Source organism: Roseovarius sp. (genome assembly GCF_027019125.1).
Lineage (GTDB): Bacteria > Pseudomonadota > Alphaproteobacteria > Rhodobacterales > Rhodobacteraceae > Roseovarius.
Window position 1 is genome coordinate 546,075 of the sequence record NZ_JALUXE010000030.1, and the last position, 8,594, is coordinate 554,668.

General features: G+C 64.3%; 9 protein-coding genes. 1 reads left to right on the forward strand and 8 read right to left on the reverse strand.

Annotated features, from left to right (window positions below):
- Positions 1–19 precede the first annotated feature (19 nt).
- The 7 genes from grxD to MVC20_RS14935 form a co-directional block, all read right to left on the reverse strand.
- The gene (grxD, locus tag MVC20_RS14905) at positions 20–382 is read right to left on the reverse strand and encodes a Grx4 family monothiol glutaredoxin (RefSeq protein ID WP_297542731.1); all 363 of its coding nucleotides are present in this window, start codon (positions 380–382) and stop codon (positions 20–22) included.
- A 19-nt stretch (positions 383–401) separates the two neighbouring features.
- Entirely contained in the window at positions 402–620 is a 219-nt protein-coding gene (locus tag MVC20_RS14910; protein WP_297542733.1) for a hypothetical protein, read from the reverse strand.
- Positions 621–625: 5 nt separating this feature from the next.
- Positions 626–862, reverse strand: coding sequence for a BolA/IbaG family iron-sulfur metabolism protein (locus MVC20_RS14915; protein WP_037269401.1), 237 nt, complete (start codon positions 860–862; stop codon positions 626–628).
- Positions 863–1,012: 150 nt separating this feature from the next.
- Positions 1,013–1,546 carry a hypothetical protein gene (locus MVC20_RS14920; protein WP_297542736.1) on the reverse strand — a complete coding sequence of 178 codons (534 nt, stop codon included), beginning with the start codon at positions 1,544–1,546 and terminating at the stop codon, positions 1,013–1,015.
- A 251-nt stretch (positions 1,547–1,797) separates the two neighbouring features.
- On the reverse strand, positions 1,798–3,963 hold the full coding sequence (purL, locus tag MVC20_RS14925) for a phosphoribosylformylglycinamidine synthase subunit PurL (RefSeq protein ID WP_297542738.1): 2,166 nt from the start codon (positions 3,961–3,963) through the stop codon (positions 1,798–1,800).
- A gap of 178 nt (positions 3,964–4,141) precedes the next feature.
- Positions 4,142–4,678: a phosphoribosylglycinamide synthetase gene (locus MVC20_RS14930; RefSeq protein ID WP_297542740.1), complete on the reverse strand. Its 537-nt coding sequence runs from the start codon at positions 4,676–4,678 to the stop codon at positions 4,142–4,144.
- A 168-nt stretch (positions 4,679–4,846) separates the two neighbouring features.
- On the reverse strand, positions 4,847–7,324 hold the full coding sequence (locus MVC20_RS14935) for a penicillin acylase family protein (RefSeq protein ID WP_297542742.1): 2,478 nt from the start codon (positions 7,322–7,324) through the stop codon (positions 4,847–4,849).
- Positions 7,325–7,404: 80 nt separating this feature from the next.
- On the opposite strand from MVC20_RS14935, the gene MVC20_RS14940 reads away from it, so the two are divergent.
- Positions 7,405–8,295, forward strand: coding sequence for an NAD(P)-dependent oxidoreductase (locus MVC20_RS14940; protein WP_297542744.1), 891 nt, complete (start codon positions 7,405–7,407; stop codon positions 8,293–8,295).
- A gap of 12 nt (positions 8,296–8,307) precedes the next feature.
- Here the strand turns inward: MVC20_RS14940 and MVC20_RS14945 are convergent, their stop codons facing one another.
- Positions 8,308–8,460, reverse strand: a complete 153-nt coding sequence (locus tag MVC20_RS14945; RefSeq protein WP_297542746.1) for a hypothetical protein — start codon at positions 8,458–8,460, stop codon at positions 8,308–8,310.
- Positions 8,461–8,594: the final 134 nt, after the last annotated feature.

Consider the following 8,594-nt stretch of genomic DNA (forward strand, 5'->3'; position numbering starts at 1 on the left):
TTCCGGCCGCCTTGTTCGATCAAGCGTTCGCTTCGCGGATCTTGTTGGCGGCATCCTTGTCATAGGAGACGCCGGATTTCTCGAACAATTCGTCGAGCTCTCCCGAGAGCGTCATCTCGGTGATGATGTCGCAGCCGCCCACGAATTCGCCCTTCACGTAAAGCTGGGGGATGGTGGGCCAATCGGAATAGTCCTTGATCCCCTGGCGAATCTCTTCGTCGGCGAGCACGTTCACATCGGTGTAGGTCACGCCCATGTAATTCAGCACGCCCGCAACGCGGCTGGAGAAGCCACATTGCGGCATGTCCTTGGTGCCCTTCATGTAGAGCACGACATCGGCAGATTTCACGGTGTCTTCGATGCGGGTCTTGGCGTCAGTCATGATATGTCCTATCGGTCTGTCAATCGGCCTTGGCCGGGGTGGCGGTCTCGTCCGGGTCATACCCGGTTTCATCGTCTCCCAAAAGCGTTACATGGGTGCTGTCGGTTTCTTCGCAATAGCCAAGGCCATAGGCGGCGCGCCCGTCGCGGCGGTAGCGGAGGATTTCATGCCACATCGTGTAGGCAAATATTCCCGCGAAGGGCAAGATCAGCAAGGCAACGAGGAGGCGGGGTTCCATCAGGCTCAGTCGGGCGCCTTGGTTGTCAGTGCGAGCGCATGCACGGCACCGTTGGGGCCGTCCATCTTGCCCTTGAGCGCGGCGTAGACGGCGCGTTGCTGCTGCACGCGGTTCATGCCACGAAAGCTCTCGTCGATCACTTCGGCGGCGAAATGCACGCCGTCGTCGCCTTCGACGGTGATCTTTGCATTGGGCAGGGCCTGGCGGATCAGGGCTTCGAGATCGGAGGCGAGCATGGCCATCGGTGGTCTCCTTGTCAGGTCTTGCCCAAGATGTAGAGCGCCGCCGGGAGGAGTGCAAGAGAGCGTGGCGCCTGCCTTTCATCTGGCGCAAAATACCTCGGGGGGAGCGCCGCGAGGCGCGTGGGGGGCAGCGCCCCCCTCTGGCGAGGTTCAGATTTCCTCGCCCTTCTTGAGCAGATCGTCGATGAGCGCGCGTTGCAGCGCACCGCTGTCGCCGCCGCCATATTGCAGCGCGCCGCCGGAATAGAGCGTGCCGTAACTCTGGGCGAGGTTCACCACCTGACCCAGACCCGAGATGAATTCGTCCTTTTCCAGAGGTTTGAGCGGATGGATGAAGGCGGCCCAGAGAATATCCTTGGCAATGGCGTAGCGCGCATCGAGAGCGGTGTCGAAATTGGCTTGCAGGACGCGGCTGAGGTCTTCGGGTGCAAGGTCTTCGGTCTTGGCCACGGGGGTCATGGCGCGCATCCGGTCGGCGGTTTCATCCGTGACGATGAGAACCTGCACGTCATTGACGCTGAGCTGCCAGACGGTTCCGTTGCTCTGCGCTTGCGGGTCGAGGGCGCGGATGATGGTATCGAGCCGGTCGAGCGTCATCGCGGGTTCTGGCTCTGGGGGGGTGTCCTGTGCTGTGAGGGGCGTGGCGAGCAGGACAAGGCTGGCAAGAAGCAGGCGGCGGAGCATGGAGGATCCTTTCATGGCTGGCACGAGCCTGCCACGGTGGCCGTGTCCGCGCCATGGGGCTCCGGATAATGTGATGGGGTGAGAGGGTGGTCTTAAGGGATCGTTGCGCTTTTGCGATGAGTCGCGCGGGGCCCGTCCGAGGGGGCGGACGGGCGCTGCGCGGCGGCGCTACGCGCCTTGAGTCCGCGCTTTGGGGATTGGGGCGAACGTCAGAAACAGGCCAGAATCGCTATCCTGATGTGCCTGCCTCCTTAGCCGAAGGTCGCCCCGAAGGTGCCCCGGAACAGGCTCGACAATTCGGCGAGCGGAGCCTCGGATTTGCCAAAGCGCACGGTGTCGCCGGTGAAGCGCCCAACGGAAGTGAGAGGCACGCCCGCTTGACCTGCGGCGATCATCAGCGCCTCGGCCTGATCGAAGTTGCAGGCGATGAGATAGCGCGCCTGATCCTCGCCGAAGAGGGTGGCGGCATCATCGCTGTCGAGCTGCACGCCCACGCCTGCCGCCTCAGCCATCTCGAAGGCGGCAAGGGCCAGACCGCCATCGCTGAGGTCGGTGCAGGCCTTGATCAGCGCGTGGTTGGAGCGGATGAAATCGCCGTGGCGCTTTTCTGCGGCAAGGTCCACGGGGGGCGCGTCGCCCTCGACCCGGTTGAACACCTCGGCCAGAAGTGCCGATTGGCCCAGGTGCCCATGGGTTTCGCCCAAGACAAGCGCCACATGCCCATCCCGCGCCTGACCGGTGATGGCGGTTGCGGGGTCACGGATGATGCCCACGGCGCCGATGGTCGGCGTGGGCAGGATCGCGGCACCGTCGGTTTCGTTATAGAGTGAGACGTTGCCGGATACGATGGGCATGTCGAGGGCGGCCACCGCCGCGCCGATGCCCTTGATCGCGCCCACGAACTGCCCCATGATCTCGGGCTTTTCGGGGTTGCCGAAGTTGAGGTTGTCGGTGGTGGCAAGCGGCACCGCGCCCAGGGCGGAGAGGTTGCGATAGGCCTCGGCCACCGCCTGTTTGCCGCCCTCGAACGGGTTGGCCTTGACGTAGCGCGGGGTCACGTCGGAGGTGAAGGCGAGAAGTTTGTCGGTGCCATGCACGCGGATGAGCCCTGCGCCCTGACCGGGCGTGCGGGCCGTGTCGGCCATGACCATGGTGTCATATTGCTCGTAAACCCATTGGCGGGCGCAGTAATTGATCGAGCCGATGAGCGCCTTGAGACCGTCGATGGGATCGACGCCCGGCACGGTCGCGGGGTCGAGCGGCGTGGCAGGGGCGGTTTCCACCCAAGGGCGATCATATTCCGGGGCAGAACCCGAGAGCGTGGCCAGGGGCAGATCGGCCTTGATGTCATTGCCATGCAGGATGAGAAAGCGGTCTTCGGCGATGGTCTCGCCGACGATGGCGAAATCGAGGTCCCATTTCTCGAACACGGCGCGTGCCTCGGCCTCCAGCTCGGGACGCAGGACCATGAGCATGCGTTCCTGAGATTCCGAGAGCATCATCTCGTAGGCGGTCATGTTCGCCTCGCGCTGCGGCACGGCGTCGAGTTGCAGCTTGACGCCCAGACCGCCCTTGTCGCCCATTTCCACGGCGGAACAGGTGAGGCCCGCAGCACCCATGTCCTGAATGGAAATCACGGCCCCGGTGGCCATGAGTTCGAGACAGGCCTCCATCAGGCGCTTTTCGGTGAAGGGGTCGCCCACCTGCACGGTGGGGCGCTTTTCCTCGATGCTGTCGTCGAACTCGGCGCTGGCCATGGTCGCCCCGCCGACACCGTCGCGCCCCGTCTTGGCCCCGAGATAGACCACGGGCATGCCGACGCCCGAGGCGGCGGAATAGAAAATCTTGTCCGCGTCGGCCAGACCTGCGGCAAAGGCGTTCACAAGGCAGTTGCCGTTATAGGCCGGATCGAAGCGCACTTCGCCGCCCGCGCAAGGCACGCCAAAGCAGTTGCCATAACCGCCCACGCCCGCCACGACGCCATGCACGAGCTGGCGTGTCTTGGGGTGCGACGGTTCGCCAAAGCTGAGCGCGTTCATCGAGGCGATGGGGCGCGCGCCCATGGTGAAGACATCGCGCAGGATGCCGCCCACGCCGGTTGCGGCCCCTTGATACGGCTCGATGTAGGAGGGGTGATTGTGGCTTTCCATCTTGAAGACCACGGCCTGGCCGTCCCCAATGTCGACCACGCCGGCATTCTCGCCCGGGCCGCAGATCACTTGCGGGCCGGTGGTGGGCAGGGTGCGCAACCATTTCTTGGACGATTTGTAGGAACAGTGTTCGTTCCACATGGCCGAAAAGATGCCCAGTTCGGTAAAGGTCGGCTCGCGCCCGATGATCTCGAGGATACGGTCGTATTCCTCTGGCTTGAGGCCATGGGCCGCGACGAGATCGGGGGTGATGGACGGTTCCTGCATCGGGCGGGCTCCTTCGGGGATGTGCATGCGCGGGTCTTTAAAGCACCCGCGCGGCGGGGGGAAGGGGCGCGTGATCGGCTGTGGGAGATTTTGGGGCATGACTGCAAAACGGCCCGGCCGCTGAGGGCCGGGCCGTGGGCGCGCCGGGAGGGAGGAGCGCGCCGTGAAACGCGGGGCGTTACTGCGTCATCGTCGCGACTTTTTCTGCCACGGCGGTGCGCAATTGCTCGAGCGTCATGGCATATTCCAAGCCACCGTTTTCCCCGACGCTGAGCGAGCCTGCCTCAAAGCCGATACGCTTGGCCTGAATCTGGGCATCCGAGCTGATATCGACATAGATCAGGTGCTCGGTGCTCTCGTCGCCTTCATGCGCCACGACCTCGCCGATGATCTTGTCATCCACGGACGTGAGCGTTGCACCGGTTTCGGCCTCTGCGAGAATATTCTCGACGAGGGTCTTGCCGGCTTCGCGCTCGTCTTTTGCCGTCAGGTCAAGTTCGGTGGGCGCGTGAATGTCGCCATTCTCGGCAACGGTCGCCTCTGACCAGGTGTCGGACTGCGCAGGTGCGGCAGTGTCCGCGCCTTGTTCATAGATGGCATCCACGCCGCTGTTGTCTTGCGCCTGCCGTTCAGTGCCGCCTTCGTCTGCGGCCAAGGCCGTCAGGGCGGAAACGCTTGTAAGGGCCGTTGCAAGAGCCAGTGTGCGGAACGTCATAGTATCCTCCGTTTCTGCAGGGTCAGTCCTGCGATTGCATCAACGCGCCGAATGCGCGCTTGGGAGATCAACGCCGGAGGCACGGCGCGGTTCCAAACGGAGTGAGAAAAGTTGAGATTCTTTGCCCCCGCAGGCTCTGACGACCGCGCGGGAGGGCGGAGGGCGCTGCTACTGCGTCTCGGGGCGAAGGATCGTAATCCCCACCGCTGCCGCGCGGGCCAGATCGGGGTCGAGCGACATGGGGATATATTCGCCACGCCGCCAGAGTTGCGACAGGTTGTCGTAATAGCGGCTGAGGAAGTGCCCCGATTGGCCGGTGGCGATGATGAACACGCTGCTGTCAGGGTCGGCAAAGTCGTAGACCCCGCGATAGCCCGCGCCATGGACGTTCTGGAACGGATCCGGCCCGGCGCCCCCGCGCGTGCGCCCGCGCAGGAGCGTGTTGTCGCCCCCCGAGGTGGATTGGCGGATATTCACGAAATAGCGCAGAAGCGGCACATCGCCCAGAACCTGATGATCATGGGTGGCCTGATGCGCGTCGCCCCATCGCAGGCTTTCGAGCGACGCGCCATAGCGCTCGGAAATCCAGATCAGCGCATCGTCGAGCGCCATGCGGGCGGTGTCGGTGCAGGTCTCGACCGCCGTTGACTGCTTGACATCGCACCAGGCGGCGGCCCCATCGACATTACGGAACACGCGTTCGATGAAGATCGGGTCGGGATGGTCGAACTCGCGCGAGAGGGGGCCGAGGTCGTCGCGAATGAGGCGGTCCATCAGTGCGCGCATCCAGGCGGCGTAGATCAGCGGCTCGGGCAGATGTTCGTTCATCTCGCCGTTCCAGTCGGCCAGCATGGTAAGCGCCCTTTGGCGCAGGCGTTCGGGGGTGCCCTCGGGGGCGGATTCCCCGGTGAACCAAAGATCGGCGCCGATAAGCGGCAAGAGCGAGCGGGCGGTAAAGCTGACGGTGTCCAGTTGCGCCTCGATAAAGCTGTCGCGGGTATGCACCTCGCGGCCCTGCATGAGCCTGCGCCAGCGATGGACGCGCTGCGTATCGCCCCAGAGGTGGCTTACGTGCATGGGAAAGGGGCGATCCACCACCTTGTTGTTGGTATTGCCGAGGATGCCACCCGAGGGGGCGATGAATTCGGGGTTGGCGGCAAAGGGCAGCATACCCTGCCAGCGGTTTTCCGGCAGCCAGCCACGCGCGGGCATGCGCCCTTCGCTCTCGTGGCGGGCGTCGCGGCGCGGCATGGCGCCGATCAGGCGCAAGGCGATGGTGTTCTGGTCCACAAGGGTGAGGTTCTGGGAGGGCGCGATATAGAGCCGGCTAAGGTCGATCGCCTCTTGTACCGTCTGCGCGCGCATCAGGCCGATGGCCGAGGACATGGTGGTATCCTCGGGGCTGAGCGCTGTCCAGGCGAGCGAGGCCACATGGCCCGCCGGGGTCACTTCGGCCAGATCATAATGGCTGCCGGGCAGGACGGGGCCGTTGTCTGTCCAGCGCAGGGTGAGGGTGACGGGATCGGCATCCTTGATCTCGATGATGGAGCGCGCGGTGCGGAACTCTTTCCAGCCGTCCGGCGTGCGGTACTCATCGGGATTGTCGGGGTTCACCTCTTCGATATAGAGGTCCTGATCGTCGAGATAGGACGAGGTGACGGCCCAGCCCAGCCGCGCGCTGCGCCCGGTCAGGATCGCGGGAATTCCGGGAATGGTGCCGCCGATCACGCCACCGGTTTTCAGGTCAAGCCGGGCGAGATACCAGATGTTCGGCGCGGAAAAGCCCAGGTGCGGGTCATTGGCGAGAAGTGTCCCGCCCGAGGCCGAGCGCGAGGGCGCAGCGGCAAAGGCATTCGAGGCCCCGGCGAAGGCGCGGTGTTTGAAGGGCGAGAGCGGATCGTCTGTTTCCGGTTCGCTCTGCGCGACGCGCGACCAGTCCGCACCGGGAAAGAGGGCGGCATATTCGGGCAGGGCGGCGATGCCGCTGCCGGGCGCAAGAGGCATGATGTCTGCCAGACGGTCCGGGTCTTCCAGCGCCAGGGCGGCGCGGGCAAAAAGCACCTCGTTTTCGAGATGCGAAGAAAGCTGAACCGCCATGAGCTTGACCAGCGCGATGGAGTCGGCGGGTTGCCATGGCGCGATGGGGGCGTTGAAAATGAACTGTTCCGGGGCACCGCGCCCCAGAGCCTCGCGGTTGATCTCGGTCAGGCGGGCGTTGACGCCATCGGCATAGGCCTTGAGGGCCGCCAAGGTATCGGCATCCTGCGCCGCGACCGACTGGCGCGCGAGCGTATAGAGGTCGAGCCGGCGCAGGGTGCTGTCGATCTTGACGGTGCGGGGGCCGAACACCTCTGAAAGCCGCCCCTGCACGGTGCGGCGCATCGTCATCATCTGCCAGAGGCGGTCCTGCGCGTGGGCATAGCCCAGCCCAAAGAAACTGTCGGCATCCGTCTGGCCCAGAATATGCGGCACATTGGCATTGTCGCGCACGATCTCGACCGGGGCGGAGATGCCCGAAACGGTCAGCGTCTTGTCATAGTCTGGCAGCGAGCGCGACAGCAGGAAATAGGTGCCGACCAGCGCCAGCAGCGCCAGCAGGATGGCACCGCCTGCCAACCTCAACAACCATTTCAAGACCCCTGACATGCCCCGGCACCGCCCTATTTTCCGCTTGCATCACCTGCCGGGGATAGTCAGAAAACCCCGGCAAGACAATGGCACACAGTATGGGAGAGGACGGGACAATGGCAAAACTGGCGTTTCTGGGGCTCGGGGTTATGGGCTATCCGATGGCGGGGCATCTGGCGGCAGCGGGACATGAGGTCTGTGTCTATAACCGCACGGCGGCCAAAGCCGAGGCATGGGCGGCCCAGCATGGCGGGCGGCACGCCGCGACCCCGCGCGAGGCCGCCGCAGGGGCCGAATTTGTGATGGCCTGCGTGGGCAATGACGACGATCTGCGCTCGGTCTGTCAGGGGGCAGATGGTGCCTTTGCCGGGATGGGGCCGGGGGCGGTCTTCGTGGACCACACCACTGTGTCGTCAAAGGTTACGGCCGAGCTTTACGCCGAGGCCAAGGCGGCGGGGCTGAATTTTGTCGACGCGCCGGTGTCGGGCGGTCAGGCGGGGGCCGAGAATGGCCAGCTTTCGATCATGTGCGGCGGTGATGAGGCGGCCTATGCGGCGGCCGAGCCGGTGATGCAGGTCTATGCCAAGCTCTGCCGCCGGATCGGCGAGAGCGGGGCCGGGCAGATGACCAAGATGTGCAATCAGATCGCGATTGCCGGTCTGGTGCAGGGGCTGGCCGAAGCGCTGCATTTCGCCGAGAAGGCGGGGCTCGACGGGCGCGCGGTGGTCGAGGTCATTTCTCAGGGTGCGGCCGGGTCGTGGCAGATGTCGAACCGCTATGAGACCATGCTGGACGACAAGTGGAACCACGGTTTTGCCGTCGACTGGATGCGCAAGGACCTGGGCATTTGCCTGAGCACCGCAGACGAGACCGGCGCGAGCCTGCCGGTGACGGCGCTGGTCGATCAGTTCTACAAGGATGTGCAGAAGATGGGCGGCGGGCGTTGGGATACGTCGAGCCTGTTCGCGCGCTTGCGCAAGCTGGGTTGAACAAACAGGGCGTCAGGCGATCTTTCGGTCGCCTGACAACCATTTGCGGGTGTCGATGACGTCGAAGATGAGCGAAAAGACATCGACCGCCAGCAGGATCAGGAGATAGGTCCGAAAGCCGTCGGCGATGTCTTGGGTCAAGAGCCACAGGATCAGCCCCAGCATCGGCGTCGAGAGTACCGCAAAGTGCGGGGCAGTTGCCGGTGGCGGGTGTTGATGGCAGTGTCATAACATGGAAGCATCGGGGCAAATCTATCAGCTGAAAGTTCGCCTTCTCGGTATCAGTCCGATGATCTGGC

Excerpts from the sequence above, each read along its gene's own strand:
- grxD (WP_297542731.1), bottom strand. The coding sequence starts at position 382 with ATGACTGACGCCAAGACCCGCATCGAAGACACCGTGAAATCTGCCGAT.
- MVC20_RS14910 (WP_297542733.1), bottom strand. The coding sequence starts at position 620 with ATGGAACCCCGCCTCCTCGTTGCCTTGCTGATCTTGCCCTTCGCGGGA.
- MVC20_RS14915 (WP_037269401.1), bottom strand. The coding sequence starts at position 862 with ATGGCCATGCTCGCCTCCGATCTCGAAGCCCTGATCCGCCAGGCCCTG.
- MVC20_RS14920 (WP_297542736.1), bottom strand. The coding sequence starts at position 1,546 with ATGCTCCGCCGCCTGCTTCTTGCCAGCCTTGTCCTGCTCGCCACGCCC.
- purL (WP_297542738.1), bottom strand. The coding sequence starts at position 3,963 with ATGCAGGAACCGTCCATCACCCCCGATCTCGTCGCGGCCCATGGCCTC.
- MVC20_RS14930 (WP_297542740.1), bottom strand. The coding sequence starts at position 4,678 with ATGACGTTCCGCACACTGGCTCTTGCAACGGCCCTTACAAGCGTTTCC.
- MVC20_RS14935 (WP_297542742.1), bottom strand. The coding sequence starts at position 7,324 with ATGTCAGGGGTCTTGAAATGGTTGTTGAGGTTGGCAGGCGGTGCCATC.
- MVC20_RS14940 (WP_297542744.1), top strand. The coding sequence starts at position 7,405 with ATGGGAGAGGACGGGACAATGGCAAAACTGGCGTTTCTGGGGCTCGGG.
- MVC20_RS14945 (WP_297542746.1), bottom strand. The coding sequence starts at position 8,460 with ATGCTGGGGCTGATCCTGTGGCTCTTGACCCAAGACATCGCCGACGGC.